This window comes from Rhizobium sp. BK316, from assembly GCF_014193695.1.
Classification (GTDB): domain Bacteria; phylum Pseudomonadota; class Alphaproteobacteria; order Rhizobiales; family Rhizobiaceae; genus Rhizobium.
Genome location: NZ_JACHZR010000004.1, coordinates 621941 through 634895, shown reverse-complemented (window position 1 = coordinate 634895; position 12955 = coordinate 621941). Strand labels below are relative to the sequence as shown.

The following is a 12955-nucleotide window of genomic DNA, read 5'->3' as shown; positions in this document are numbered from 1 at the left end:
ACGGCCAGATAGAAGAAGGAACTCATGGAAGCGGTGACCGGCATATTCGGTTTTTTGACGGGCTATATCGTCCCCTTCGTCATCGTGCTGTCGCTGCTCGTCTTCGTGCATGAGATGGGCCACTATCTCGTCGGACGCTGGAGCGGTATCCGCATCCTAGCCTTCTCCGTCGGCTTCGGCCCGGAGATTGCCGGTTTCACCGATCGCCACGGAACGCGCTGGAAGATCTCGGCGATCCCGCTCGGCGGCTATGTACGCTTTTTCGGCGATGAGGATGCCTCCAGCAAGCCGGATACGGACAGGCTTGCAGCGATGACGGACGAAGAGCGCGAGCGTTCTTTCGCCGGTGCAAAGCTGTGGAAGCGTGCTGCAACCGTCGCCGCCGGTCCGATTGCCAATTTCATCCTCGCCATTGCCATCTTCACGGTCCTTTTTTCGATCTATGGCCGGACGGTGTCCGATCCCGTCGTCGCTGAAGTAAAGCCGGATAGTGCTGCCGCGGCAGCCGGCGTACTGCCGGGCGACCTGCTCTTCTCCATCGACGGCACCAAGGTCCAGACCTTCGACGACGTGCGCCGTTATGTCAGCATCCGTCCGAACCAGAACATCGTCGTGACCGTCGAGCGTAACGGCGAAAAGATGGACCTGCCGATGGTGCCGCAGCGCACCGATATCACCGACCAGTTCGGCAACAAGATCGAGATCGGCTTGATCGGAATCGTCACGAACGAAGAAGTCGGCCACTTCCGCCTGCAGACCTTCACGCCGCTGGAAGCGCTGCATGAAGGCGTGATCCAGACCTGGCATATCGTGACCGGCACCTTCAAATATATCGGCAACCTGCTCAATGGATCGATGAAAGCTGACCAATTGGGTGGTCCGATCCGCGTGGCGCAAGCTTCGGGCCAGATGGCTACGCTTGGAATAGGTGCGTTGCTGCAGCTTGCTGCGGTTTTGTCGGTTTCGATTGGATTGCTGAATTTGATGCCGGTCCCGGTACTTGATGGCGGCCACCTGATGTTCTATGCGGTGGAAGCGGTTAGGGGAAGGCCGCTCGGTTCTTCGGCTCAGGAAATTGCGTTTCGCATTGGCTTGGCCATGGTGCTTACATTAATGGTTTTTGCGACCTGGAATGACATTAGCGCGCTCATCGGCTAGCGCGTAAAAGATAGGGAAAATTACTGTTTATTTACGATGTTTCAAAGCTGTAGTGGCGAATGGGTCACGCTTCGAAATGAAGTAAACAGAAATTAACGAGCTCCCTTGCTTGTATGTCAAAAGCGGGTAAAACGACACACGTGGCCGGAATCGGGGGATCCCCTGGGGCCGGAGACGAGGGAAAAAAGGTAATGGGTGAAATGAAGGCTGGTTCAAGATTTTTGAACGCAGTATCGGCGATTGCGCTGTCTGCTAGTGTTGTTGCTTCTGGCGCAGGTGCTTTGACTTTCGTTTCGGCTACGGCTGCGGAAGCTGCCGTCATTCAGCGGATCGACGTGCACGGTGCAAGCCGCGTCGGTGCTGAGGCCGTCCGGTCGAACCTCACCATTACTCCTGGCAAAAGCTTCTCCAACACCGATATCGACGACTCCGTAAAGCAGCTTTACGGCACCGGTTACTTCTCCGACGTCAAGATTTCGGTTTCCGGCAGCACCCTCGTCGTCAACGTTCAGGAAGCGCAGCTCGTCAACCAGGTCGTCTTCAACGGCAACCGTAAGGTCAAGGACGACAAGCTGGCGGCTGTCGTCAAGACGCATGCCGCTGGTCCCTATAGCGACGCGCAGATCCAGTCCGATATCGCAGCGATCAAGGAAGCCTATGCCGCTACCGGCCGCAGCGAAGTCGAAGTGACGACGCAGGTCGTGCCGCTCGGCGAAGGCCGCGTCAATCTCGCTTTCGTCATCAATGAAGGCGACCGTACCAAGATCGACGCCATCAATTTCGTTGGCAACCAAGCCTATAGCGCCGGCCGTCTTGCTGCCGTCATTCAGACCAAGCGTTCGAATTTCCTCTCGTTCTTGACCCGCAAGGACGTCTACAACGAGGACAAGCTGCACGCTGACGAAGATGCGCTGCGTCAGTTCTATTACAACCGCGGTTATGCCGACATGCGCATCGTTTCTTCCGATGCTGCGTTCGACGAGGCGACGAACAAGTACACGCTGACCTTCAACATCGAGGAAGGCCCGCGCTATGACTTCGGTGCAGTTACCGTCCAGTCGACTGTTGAGGGCGTCGACGCCCAGCAGTTGCAGGGGTTGGTCAGAACCCGCGAAGGTCAGGTCTACAACGCCAAGGAAGTTCAGAAGTCCATCGAAGCGATTTCGGATCAGGTTGCTTCGGCCGGTTATCCCTTCGCACGCGTTACCCCACGTGGTAACCGCGACCTGAACAACAATACGATCGGCGTCGAATACCTCGTCGATCAGGGCGAGCGCGCCTATGTCGAGCGTATCGAAATCCGTGGCAACAGCCGCACGCGCGATTACGTTATCCGCCGCGAGTTCGATCTCAGCGAAGGCGACGCCTTCAATCAGCAGATGATCACCCGCGCAAAGCGCCGTCTCGAAGCGCTTGGCTACTTCTCCTCGGTCAACATCTCGACCCAGCCGGGCAGTTCGCCTGACCGTGTTGTCATCGTTGTCGACGTGCAGGATCAGTCGACCGGTTCGTTCGGCATCGGTGCCGGTTACGCGGCCGGCGGCGATGGCCTGCTGCTCGAAGCCTCGATCGAAGAAAAGAACTTCCTCGGCCGCGGTCAGTACATCCGCGTTTCGGCCGGTGGCGGTCAGGAAGGCTCGCGTGCTTACGGCTTGAACTTCACCGAACCCTACTTCCTCGGCTATCGCCTCGCCGCCGGTTTCGACATCAATCACAGCGAAACGTCGAGCAACGACAACTACGATTACGAAGAAACCAGCGGTGTTCTGCGCGTTACTGCGCCGATCACGGAAGATCTGGCGACGACGTTCCGCTATAACTACAAGCAGATGAAGTACGATTCCAGCGGAAGCAGTCTGAGCGATTTGTCCGCTACCTATCAAAACCTGGTCGAGAACGGCCCGTGGGTAAAGTCGTCCATCTCGCAGACGCTGACTTACAATACACTGGATGACACCGTCCTGCCGCGTGAGGGTATCTACGCTACCGCGACCCAGGAAATTGCCGGCCTCGGCGGCGACTCGCAATTTTACAAGATCTACGGTAAGGCCCGATATTACCATCTGCTCGCTGACGACGCCGATATCATCGGCTCTCTCTCGGCTTCGGCAGGTTATGTTGTCGGCTTCGGCGATCATCTGAACGTCTTCGACCAGTTCACGCTGACCAATTCCGATATCCGCGGCTTTGAGAACAAGGGCATCGGCCCGCGCATCGTGAACCCGGACGATCCGCTCGGCGGTACGACCTACTTCACCGCTTCTGCCGAAGCGACGTTCCCGATGCCGGGCTTCCCGCGCGACTTCAACCTGCGCGGCGCAGTCTTCGCAGACGCCGGCACGCTGTTCGGCAACGATGTCGAACTCCTCGGTTCGGATACTGCAGAAGGTACGGACGCGCAGCTGCGTGCTTCGGTCGGTCTCGGCCTGATTTGGCAGTCGCCCTTTGGCGCGCTCCGCGTCGACTATGCGATCCCGGTCATGAAGGAAGACTTCGACAAGACCCAGCGCTTCAAGTTTGGCATTAACAACCAATTCTGATATCGGCAGTCCGGAACTGTAAATTTCAATTCCGTTCTGGAGTTTTGCCGATGGAGCAAAATACTTTTTTTCCGCCCCATGAAGGCGTGCGGCTCGTTGAGTTGGCGCAATTTCTTGGGGCGGAACTTGGCAATTCCGCTCATGGCGATGTCATCATCCATTCGGTCTCGCCGATAGCGAGAGCCCAGGCGGGGGATATCTGTTATATCCTCTCTCGACGTAACCGCGACGAGCTTCTGAGTTGCGAGGCTTCGGCCGTGATTTGCGACAAGGCCTTGGCTGAGCTGGTGCCGCCGCATATCCCTGTGGTGATCTCCTCCAATCCACATGCTGCCTTCGCGATGGCAGGCGGGTTTCTCTATCCCGCAGCTCTCAAGCCGGTGACGTTTTCATCCGGCGAGACGGAGATCGCGCCGAGCGCCGTCGTCGATCCGACAGCCCGGCTGGAGAAGGGCGTGATTGTCGAGCCGATGGCGATCATCGGCCCCGGCGCGGAGATCGGCGAGGGCACGCGCATCGGTGCTCAGTCGATCATCGGCCCCAACGTCAAGATCGGCCGCAACGGTTCGATCTCGACGGGCGCGAGCATTCTCTGCGCGCTCATCGGCAACGGCGTTATCATCCATAACGGTGTCCGTATCGGCCAGGACGGTTTCGGTTATGCGCCGGGTCCGCGCGGCATGATCAAGATCGTGCAGATCGGTCGCGTCATCATCCAGGACAATGTCGAAATCGGCGCCAATACGACGATCGATCGCGGCGCCATGGACGATACCGTCATCGGCGAAGGAACCAAGATCGACAACCAGGTCCAGGTCGGTCACAACGTCCGCATCGGGCGCCATTGCGCCATTGTTTCGCAGGTCGGTCTTGCCGGCAGTACGATCGTCGGCGATGGCGTGCAGATCGGTGGACAGGTCGGCCTCAAGGGGCATATCACCATAGGCGATGGCGTACAGATCGCCGCAAAAAGCGGTGTGATGACCGATCTTGCTGCGGGCGGCCGCTATGGCGGAATACCTGCACGTCCTCTAAATGACTATCTGAAAGACGTTGCCCAGCTCATGGCAAAATCCGGAGCGCGCGGAAAAAAGGGAGGCAAGAATGACTGAGGAAACCGCCGCCACGCTCTCTTCGGCGGATATCATGGAGATAATGAAGCTGCTGCCGCATCGCTATCCGTTTCTGATGGTCGACAAGATCGTCGATATCGATGGCGACAACGCCGCCGTGGGCATCAAGAATGTGACGGTCAACGAGCCGCATTTTACCGGCCATTTCCCTGATGCGCCGATTATGCCGGGCGTTCTGCTGGTAGAAGGCATGGCGCAGACTGCGGGCGCGATCTGCGCCAAGAAGGAGGGCCAGACCGGCAACCTCGTCTATTTCATGACGATCGACAATGCCCGCTTCCGCAAGCCGGTCGTGCCGGGCGACCGCGTTGAATTTCACGTGCAGAAAATAAAGCAACGCGGCAATATCTGGAAATTCCATTGCGACGCAAAGGTCGACGGCGCGCTCGTCGCCGAGGCCGATATCGGCGCGATGATCGTACGTAAGGACAACGCATGAGCATGATCGCCGAAAGCGCCAGAATTCATCCGATGGCCGTAGTGGAGGACGGTGCCACGGTCGGTGAAGGCGTGGTGGTCGGCCCGTTTTGTCATGTTGGCCCCAAGGTCACGCTTCAAGACAATGTCGAACTGATCAGTCACGTGGTTGTTCTCGGCCTGACGACCGTCGGCGCCGGTACGCGTATATTTCCTTCGGCCGTTATTGGTGGCGACTCGCAAAGCGCCCGTCACAGCGCTGTCGACACGTCGCTGATCATCGGCCGCAATTGCACGATTCGCGAAGGCGTTACGATGAACACCGGTACCGTCGAGCATGGCGGTTCGACTGTCATTGGCGACAACAGCCTTTTCCTTGCCTATTCGCATGTTGCCCATGATTGCCGGGTCGGCAACCATGTCATCATGTCCAACAATGTCATGCTGGCTGGCCATGTCTCTGTTGGCGATCACGCGATCATCAGCGGCGGCGCGGCAGTGCATCAGTTCACCCGAGTTGGCAAATATGCCTTTGTCGGCGGTCTCTCGGCCGTCAGCTATGATGTCATTCCCTACGGCATGCTGAACGGCAATCCCGGCATTCTGAGCGGTCTCAACGTCGTCGGCATGACGCGCGCCGGCGTTGATCGCGCTGTCATTCATACGGTTCGCCGCGCCTATAAGGCGATCTTTGAGGGTGCCGGTTCGATCCGCGAGAATGCCGCCCAGATTCGCGACGAATATGCCAATTGCGAGCAGGTGATCGAGATCCTTGATTTCATCGCCGCCGAGAGCGATCGCGCGCTATCTTCGCCGAGCCGGGGGCAGAAGGGCTGATCTGTGGCTTCCGCTGGCGACACTGCTGAAGGCCGGCTGGCGATCATTGCCGGCGGCGGCCTTCTGCCGTCCTATGTCGCCGAAGCTGCGCGTTCGGCCGGCGAGAACCCTGTTATCGTCATCCTGAAGGATGAGGGCGACCGTCGCTGGGATGGTTTCGACCACGCCACGATCGGGATCGGTGATTTCGCTGCCCTGGACGGGCTCTTTAAGAAATATCGTATCGACCGTGTCGTCATGTCGGGCAGCGTGCGTCGCCGGCCCGAGTGGCGCGAGGTGCGGCCGACGCTGCGCATCCTGACCAAGGTGCCCGCCGCCATCCGCACGCTGCTTTCCGGTGGCGACGATACTGTTCTGCAGATGGTGATCAAGCTGATAGAAGGGCGAGGCCTGCGCGTCGTTGGCGCCCATGAGATTGCACCGGACCTGCTGGCGACCGCAGGTCCGCTGGGCGCGGTTTCGCCCAATGAAGAGGATCGTCGTGATATAGCGCGCGCAGGCAAGGCGGCGGAGGTGCTTGGCGGTCTGGATATCGGGCAGGGCGCGGTTTCGATCGGCGGACGCGTGGTGGCCGTCGAGGGCGTCGAGGGTACGGACGGGATGCTTGACCGTGTAGCGGCCCTGAGAGCCGCAGGCCGTATTTCACCACGCCGGCGCGGCGTGCTGGTCAAGCTTTGCAAGCCACAGCAGGATATCCGCGCCGATTTGCCGGCGATTGGTGTGTCCACTGTGCTGAACGCCAAAGCCGCCGGGCTTGCAGGAGTGGCCATCGAAGCCGGCCGGTCGTTGGTGCTTGATCGCGACGCGCTCATCAAGGCGGCGGACGAGAACGGTCTTTTTGTCTTCGGTATCGACAAGGGCTTGCCGGGATGGGGGCTTGCATGAGCGGCAGGTCGTTGAAAATTGCTGTCGTAGCCGGCGAAGTGTCCGGCGATCTGCTTGGCGCCGATCTCGTTGCAGGCCTGCGGAAGATCCATTCCGGCTCCATCGAACTCGTCGGCGTCGGCGGTGAGGGGCTGCAGGCCGAAGGATTGAAATCGTTCTTTGATTTCTCTGAGCTCTCCGTCATGGGCATCACGCAGGTCCTGGCCAAGCTGCCGACGCTGTTTTCCCGCATTCGGCAAACGGCAGCGGCGATCATTGCGGCAAAGCCCGATATCCTGCTCATCATTGACAGCCCGGATTTCACCCACCGTGTCGCCAAGCGTGTGCGCACAGCGCTGCCTGATCTGCCTGTCGTCAATTATGTCTGTCCCAGTGTCTGGGCCTGGAAGGAATATCGTGCCCAGCGCATGCTCGCCTATGTCGACCATGTGCTGGCTGTACTTCCTTTCGAACCGGCGGTGATGCAGCGTCTCAACGGGCCGGCCACCACCTATGTGGGCCACCGTCTGGTTGCCGACGCGGCGCTTCTGGAGACCCGGCGTCTGCGCGCTGGCCGGCAGCCCGGCAACGGTGCGATCCTGCTTCTTCCCGGCTCGCGTTCCTCTGAGATCAAGAAGCTCCTGCCTTATTTCGAGGCCGCCGCCAATGAGCTCGTCGCCCGCAATGGACCGATGCGCTTCATCCTGCCGACTGTGGCGCACAGGGAAGCGTTTGTGCGGGAAGTGACTGGGGGATGGGCGGTGAAGCCGGAAATCGTTGTGGGCGCCGAAGCGAAATGGAAGGCCTTCGCCGAAGCCGATGCTGCCATGGCGGCGTCCGGGACCGTAATCCTGGAACTGGCGCTCGCCAATGTCCCCGTCGTTTCCGCCTACAAGGTCGATTGGATCATGCGCATGCTGACATCAGGCATCAAGACCTGGACTGGCGCTCTGCCCAATCTGATCGCAGACTATGCGGTCGTACCGGAATATCTGAACGACATCGTTCGTGGTGCAAGCCTCGCACGCTGGATGGAAAGGTTGTCGGCCGACACCTACCAGCTCAAGGCGATGAAGGAAGGTTACGAGCTCATCTGGCTGCGTATGCAGACGGAAAGTCCCCCGGGGGAGCACGCGGCGCAGATATTGCTCGATGTTCTCGCCAAAAAAAAACCCGGTCATTTCTGACCGGGTTCTTTTTTGTCTCGAAGTCAGCGCTTAGCGCTTGGAAACCGGCACGTAGTCGCGCTTCGGCTCGCCGATATAGAGCTGGCGCGGACGGCCGATGCGCTGTTCCGGATCTTCGATCATTTCGTTCCATTGTGCGATCCAGCCGACGGTACGGGCGAGAGCGAAGAGCACGGTGAACATCGTCGTGGGGAAGCCCAGAGCCTTCAGCGTGATACCCGAATAGAAGTCGATGTTCGGATAGAGCTTCTTCTCGATGAAATAGGAGTCGGTCAGAGCGATACGCTCCAGTTCCATCGCGACTTCGAGAAGCGGATCGTCCTTGATGCCGAGTTCGCCGAGAACTTCATGCGTCGTCTTCTGCATGATCTTGGCACGCGGATCGTAGTTCTTGTAGACGCGATGACCGAAGCCCATCAGGCGGAACGGGTCGTTCTTGTCCTTGGCGCGGGCGATATATTCGGGAATGCGGTCAACCGTACCGATCTCCGTCAGCATGTTGAGAGCTGCTTCGTTGGCGCCACCGTGAGCGGGACCCCAGAGGCAGGCGATGCCGGCGGCGATGCAGGCGAACGGGTTTGCGCCCGAAGAACCGGCGAGGCGGACCGTCGAGGTCGAGGCGTTCTGCTCGTGATCGGCATGCAGAATGAAGATGCGGTCCATGGCGCGCGAAAGCACCGGGTTGACCACATATTCTTCGCAGGGAACGGCAAAGCACATGCGCAGGAAATTCGACGCGTAATCGAGGTCGTTCTTAGGGTAAACGAAGGGCTGGCCGATATGGTACTTGTAGGCCATGGCAGCGAGCGTCGGCATCTTGGCGATCATGCGCAGGCTGGCGACCATGCGCTGATGCGGATCGGTGATGTCGGTGGAGTCGTGATAGAAGGCCGAAAGCGCGCCGACGCAGCCGCACATGACGGCCATCGGGTGCGCGTCGCGGCGGAAGCCGGTGAAGAAGCGGCTCATCTGCTCGTGCACCATCGTGTGGTGCGTGACGCGATAGTCGAAGTCCTTCTTCTGAGCGGCGGTTGGCAGTTCGCCGTAGAGCAGCAGGTAGCAGACTTCCAGGAAGTCGCCGTGCTCGGCAAGCTGCTCGATCGGGTAACCGCGATGCAGCAGAACACCTTCGTCACCGTCGATATAAGTGATCTTTGATTCACAGGATGCGGTCGACGTAAACCCGGGATCGTAGGTGAAGGAGGCCGTATTTTTATAGAGTGCACCGATATCGATGACGTCAGGTCCGACCGTGCCTTTTCTGACGGCGAGGTCGACTGATTTGTCACCGATTTTGATTGTAGCGCTTTGATCCGTCATGCTGATCCTCCGGAGTGGCGGTGGCGCCGCAAAAGCGCCATAAGGGTTAAGCGTCCTAAGCGATAGCTATATGATCGTGAAGCTAATGCCAAGTTACCGTGATGCCATTTTGTGCATCGCGGCATCATCTTTTAGGCACTGCAGCGATGAGCCCTATGCATATCAGAACACCATGATTTGACTGGATTTTTCGTTCCCATGAATTTTCCTCGTATTTCAATCGATTATTGTTTGCGCGTTTTGATCACAGGTTGCATTCTGCCGATATCCGGGGGCGGGTCCAGGCGGTTATGACGGGGTTCGAGACAAGAGAACGGCAGGCGCAATCCATTGATGCCAAGATGGATTTTGCCGATGTCGCACCGCGCGCCATTGTGACGCAACCGGTAAGGACGCAGGCTGCTGTTCCGCTGCAGTGGCGGCTGATTGCCGTTGCGAAACAATACACCGAATCGTCTATCCGCATGGCCGCCGAAGAGGCTGGCCACGGTCGCCTCATTCTCTTCTCGCCGGTCTTCCTCGGTGCGGGTGCTGCGACCTGGTTTCTGGCAGTTTCGGATTTTCCGGCCGTCTCGCTTGGTCTCTGCCTGTTTATCCTCTTCCTTGCCGTTGCGCTCTGCGGATATGGCCGGACGGAACTGCGGGCGACGCTGCTTGCTCTGCTTCTCTTTGCTGGCGGAATGCTTTCGGCACAGGTCGAAACATGGCGGGCGCAGACCCTGATCCTGGATTCTGCCGTAACGACAACGGTGACCGGCCGCATCGAGCGCCGCGAAGGCGATGGAAGAGGGCGCTGGCGCTATATTCTTGCTGTTAGCGGAACGGATGCTCCTCAGATCAAGCGTCCACCCAAGCGTATTTCCGTGCTGGTCCGGGGCGCCACGCAGCCCTTTGAGCTTGGTGACGTCATCGAGGGCAGGGCACGTCTCACGCCTCCGGCAGGACCCGCACTTCCCCACCTCAACGATTTTGCCTTCAGCGCCTATTTCGACGGCATTGGCGCCAACGGCTTTTTCTATGGTGCGCCGAAAAAGGCTGCGTCGCAGCCGCAGCAGGCGGGCTCGATCGGTAAGGCGACCCTGGAATGGCTCTATCGGCTCAGGAGCGGCATCGGCGATCGAATCCGCTCCGTTCTGCCGGGTGATACCGGCGCCTTTGCTGCTTCACTTGTCACCGATGAGAGACGGGCGATCTCGGATGAAACGACGGAGGCGCTGCGGCAATCCGGCCTTGCCCACATCATCGCGATCTCCGGTCTTAATATGGCGCTCTCCGCCGGCATCTTCTTTGTCGGCCTGCGCGTCATCCTCAGTCTTTTTTCCGGCATTGCCCAGGCATGGCCGACCAAGAAAATCGCGGCGGCCGGAGCGCTCGCTGCGGTGACGGCTTATTATCTGATCTCGGGTTTTGCCGTCTCCGCCGAACGCGCTTTCATCATGATGGCGATCATGCTGGTTGCCGTCTTCTTTGACCGGCCGTCGATCAGCCTCAGAAACGTGGCGCTGTCCGCGCTCGTGATCCTCGCAGCCTCGCCGTCAGAGGTGCTGGGACCGAGCTTCCAGATGTCCTTTGCCGCAACGCTTGCCCTGGTCGCCGGTTACGACCTCTGGAAGGGCCGGCCGATGCGGGAGAATGCCTTTGCCAAGTTGCCGATCATGAAACCCCTCTTCATGATTGGCGGCTTCTTCGGCGGCATTTTCCTGACCTCGTTGATCGGCGGTTTCTCGACCGCGTTGTTTTCGATCGAGCATTTTCACCGGTTGACTGCCTACGGCCTGCCGGCAAATCTCGCGGCCATGCCGGTCATTTCCTTCATCGTCATGCCGGCCGGTATGCTGGCGATGCTGCTGATGCCCTTTGGCCTCGATGGCCCGGTGTGGCAGGTCGCAGGCTTCGGGCTCGATCTGGTGATAAAAATCGCAAAGACGGTATCGAGCTGGGGTGGCAATATCGATGTGGGCCGTTTGCCCGGCTGGTACTTCCCGACAGCCGTCTTCGGGTTTCTGCTGCTGACCCTGCTCAGAACCAGACTGCGGCACGTCGGAACGGCAATCGTTGCGGTTTCCACGCTTGCCGTCGCGTTGCTTCCGATCGAGGCGATGCCCGACATCACCATCGCCGAAGATGGCGGCCTGGTCGCTGTTGTCGATGGAGAGGCAATAGCTTCGAACCGCGAAAAGCCGCCTGCCTTCATCTTCGAACAATGGCAGCGGGCGCTTGCCATGGAAGAACATCGAAAGCCGGTCATGCTCCAGGCTGTCAATGTCCCCACTGCGCCTGAAGGTAAACGGCTGCAGCTATCACGGGATCAGCAGGACGAAGCCAGAGCAGCGATAAGACATGCCGCCGCGAGCTTGCCATCGCGCTTCTCCTGCCAGAAGGGCGCCTGGTGCACTGCCTTGCTCCGAAATGGAAAGAAACTGACGGTCATCGACAATGCAGCCTATCTCGGGCCGGCCTGCGATACGGCCGATATCGTCGTTACCCCTGTCCGTTTGCGGTTTGACCATTGTCGTTCCGGCGCATTGCTCTTTACTGGCGAGACACTACGCAGAACAGGCTCCGTCGAACTTCGTTTTACCGATAAGGGGATTGAGATCACAACTGCATTCGACACGTTGCGGCGGCCCTGGATGCGCCACCGTGCCTATGACTGGCGCAGCGACAGTTTCGCAGACGCCAGTACGTCACCGGTCAGTGATAGCGGCGAATGAGGCCGACGAGCTTGCCCTGGACCTTGACGCGATCCGGCGGGAAAATGCGGGTCTCATAAGCGGGGTTTGCTGCCTCGAGTGCAATCGATGCGCCCTTGCGGCGAAAACGCTTGAGCGTCGCTTCCTCCTCGTCGACGAGTGCCACCACAATATCACCGGGATTGGCGGTGCTGCCGTTGCGGATGATGACCGTGTCGCCATCGAAGATGCCGGCTTCGATCATCGAGTCGCCGCGAACCTCGAGTGCATAATGCTCACCCGAGCCCAGCATGTCGGCGGGAACGTTGATGTCGTGCGTATTGTTCTGGATTGCCGAGATCGGTACACCGGCGGCGATGCGCCCCATGACCGGCACAGAAATCGAATTGCCGTTGTCGGCAGCAGGTGCAGACTTTGCCGGAGCGGGAGCCGCCGGCTGAGGCTTGCCGAGGCTGCCCTCGATGACGCTCGGCGAAAAGCCGCGCCGAGGCTGCAGGCTCGGGCTGTAGGCTTCCGGCAACTTGATGACTTCGAGCGCGCGTGCCCGGTTCGGAAGCCGGCGAATGAAGCCGCGTTCTTCGAGCGCTGTGATCAGCCGGTGGATGCCGGATTTTGAGGCCAGATCCAGGGCATCCTTCATCTCGTCGAAAGACGGCGGAACGCCTGACTCCTTCATCCTTTCATGAATGAAAAGAAGAAGTTCCTGTTGTTTGCGCGTGAGCATGGCGTATACCCCAGTCTTGAAACAAATCCAGAACAGACACTATATGTTCCATATGTGTTCCGCAAGTGGCTAAATTTTCGTA

General features: G+C 59.1%; 10 protein-coding genes. 8 read left to right on the top strand and 2 right to left on the bottom strand.

Going from position 1 to position 12955, the window contains the following annotated elements:
• The first annotated feature begins 24 nt into the window (after positions 1-24).
• The 7 genes from rseP to lpxB all read left to right on the top strand — a co-directional run bounded on the left by rseP (position 25) and on the right by lpxB (position 8136).
• Positions 25-1158, top strand: a complete 1134-nt coding sequence (gene rseP, locus FHT87_RS21910) for an RIP metalloprotease RseP (protein ID WP_183729521.1) — start codon at positions 25-27, stop codon at positions 1156-1158.
• 200 nt (positions 1159-1358) lie between these two features.
• Positions 1359-3698, top strand: coding sequence for an outer membrane protein assembly factor BamA (gene bamA, locus FHT87_RS21905; protein WP_183730989.1), 2340 nt, complete (start codon positions 1359-1361; stop codon positions 3696-3698).
• 50 nt (positions 3699-3748) lie between these two features.
• Positions 3749-4810: a UDP-3-O-(3-hydroxymyristoyl)glucosamine N-acyltransferase gene (gene lpxD / locus FHT87_RS21900; protein WP_183729518.1), complete on the top strand. Its 1062-nt coding sequence runs from the start codon at positions 3749-3751 to the stop codon at positions 4808-4810.
• On the top strand, positions 4803-5270 hold the full coding sequence (gene fabZ / locus FHT87_RS21895) for a 3-hydroxyacyl-ACP dehydratase FabZ (protein WP_183729515.1): 468 nt from the start codon (positions 4803-4805) through the stop codon (positions 5268-5270). Before lpxD ends, fabZ begins: the two co-directional genes overlap by 8 nt.
• The gene (lpxA, locus tag FHT87_RS21890; protein WP_183729512.1) at positions 5267-6085 is read left to right on the top strand and encodes an acyl-ACP--UDP-N-acetylglucosamine O-acyltransferase; all 819 of its coding nucleotides are present in this window, start codon (positions 5267-5269) and stop codon (positions 6083-6085) included. The genes fabZ and lpxA overlap by 4 nt, the downstream gene beginning before the upstream one ends.
• 3 nt (positions 6086-6088) lie before the next feature.
• Positions 6089-6970 (top strand): LpxI family protein, encoded by an 882-nt coding sequence (locus FHT87_RS21885; protein WP_183729509.1) that lies wholly within the window; start codon positions 6089-6091, stop codon positions 6968-6970.
• Positions 6967-8136, top strand: a complete 1170-nt coding sequence (lpxB, locus tag FHT87_RS21880; RefSeq protein WP_183729506.1) for a lipid-A-disaccharide synthase — start codon at positions 6967-6969, stop codon at positions 8134-8136. Before FHT87_RS21885 ends, lpxB begins: the two co-directional genes overlap by 4 nt.
• 30 nt (positions 8137-8166) lie before the next feature.
• Here lpxB and gltA read toward each other — a convergent pair whose 3' ends face one another.
• Positions 8167-9456, bottom strand: coding sequence for a citrate synthase (gltA, locus tag FHT87_RS21875; RefSeq protein WP_183729503.1), 1290 nt, complete (start codon positions 9454-9456; stop codon positions 8167-8169).
• Positions 9457-9797: 341 nt separating this feature from the next.
• Here gltA and FHT87_RS21870 point away from each other — a divergent pair, with 341 nt between their 5' ends.
• Positions 9798-12170 (top strand): ComEC/Rec2 family competence protein, encoded by a 2373-nt coding sequence (locus tag FHT87_RS21870; RefSeq protein ID WP_246698121.1) that lies wholly within the window; start codon positions 9798-9800, stop codon positions 12168-12170.
• Here the strand turns inward: FHT87_RS21870 and lexA are convergent.
• A complete protein-coding gene (lexA, locus tag FHT87_RS21865; protein ID WP_183729497.1) occupies positions 12151-12873 on the bottom strand; it encodes a transcriptional repressor LexA in 723 nt (240 codons plus the stop codon). The genes FHT87_RS21870 and lexA overlap by 20 nt on opposite strands.
• Between the last annotated feature and the right edge of the window lie 82 nt (positions 12874-12955).

Coding starts and splice junctions, on each gene's coding strand:
- lexA (WP_183729497.1), bottom strand. CDS start 12,873: ATGCTCACGCGCAAACAACAGGAACTTCTTCTTTTCATTCATGAAAGG.
- bamA (WP_183730989.1), top strand. CDS start 1,359: ATGAAGGCTGGTTCAAGATTTTTGAACGCAGTATCGGCGATTGCGCTG.
- rseP (WP_183729521.1), top strand. CDS start 25: ATGGAAGCGGTGACCGGCATATTCGGTTTTTTGACGGGCTATATCGTC.
- fabZ (WP_183729515.1), top strand. CDS start 4,803: ATGACTGAGGAAACCGCCGCCACGCTCTCTTCGGCGGATATCATGGAG.
- lpxA (WP_183729512.1), top strand. CDS start 5,267: ATGAGCATGATCGCCGAAAGCGCCAGAATTCATCCGATGGCCGTAGTG.
- lpxB (WP_183729506.1), top strand. CDS start 6,967: ATGAGCGGCAGGTCGTTGAAAATTGCTGTCGTAGCCGGCGAAGTGTCC.
- FHT87_RS21870 (WP_246698121.1), top strand. CDS start 9,798: ATGGATTTTGCCGATGTCGCACCGCGCGCCATTGTGACGCAACCGGTA.
- lpxD (WP_183729518.1), top strand. CDS start 3,749: ATGGAGCAAAATACTTTTTTTCCGCCCCATGAAGGCGTGCGGCTCGTT.
- gltA (WP_183729503.1), bottom strand. CDS start 9,456: ATGACGGATCAAAGCGCTACAATCAAAATCGGTGACAAATCAGTCGAC.